Raw genomic sequence first — 623 nt, forward strand, 5'->3', positions numbered from 1 at the left:
TGATTGCTACCGAGTGGTCTGTTCTGCTTCGGGACATTTCGAAACAGCAGTTATGAGGCATGAAGCTGTCCGGTTTTGCAAAAGTGGCTGTGACTGTTAAAAGAATCGAAAAGACCGTTTTATGTGGTCTTACCCCTGTCAAGTAGACAGCCATAAAAAGCCTAAGCAACCAGTGTGTTACGGTATTCTACCGGAGCACACTGGTTAATTTTTCTGGAATCGTTCGTGATTATAGAACTGGATGTAATCTTTAATGCTTTTGTGGAGCTCTTTTCAGTTTGACATGAAGAAAAGTATGTATTCTCTGTTTTGAGGTGCGAGAAAAATGATTCGATACAGGCGTTATCCAGGCAGTTTCCCTTACGGGAATGGCTGCCCTTCAAACCAACGGTTTCAAGTCGCTTTTGATATGCTTTTGTTGTGTATTGGAATCCTTGATCAGAGTGGAGAATGGCCCCTTGGACATCCCGTTGAGCTGTTAAACTTTCCACTGTTTTCATCACCAGTTCAAGATCATTTCGCTTTGACAGTTTCCATGCGACAACCTCATTGTTGTAAAGATCTTGTACTGCAGAAAGATAATAGAATCGTTGTCCGCAAGCAATATAGGTATTATCGGTTAC

The 623-nt window shown here is 41.9% G+C and carries 1 protein-coding gene; it reads right to left on the bottom strand.

The window, feature by feature from the left end:
* Positions 1-161 precede the first annotated feature (161 nt).
* Positions 162-623: DDE-type integrase/transposase/recombinase (locus ADICYQ_RS31090; RefSeq protein WP_152520457.1), on the bottom strand; the 462-nt coding region annotated here is incomplete at its 5' end.

The sequence above is a fragment of the Cyclobacterium qasimii M12-11B genome (assembly GCF_000427295.1).
Taxonomy (GTDB): Bacteria; Bacteroidota; Bacteroidia; order Cytophagales; family Cyclobacteriaceae; genus Cyclobacterium; species Cyclobacterium qasimii.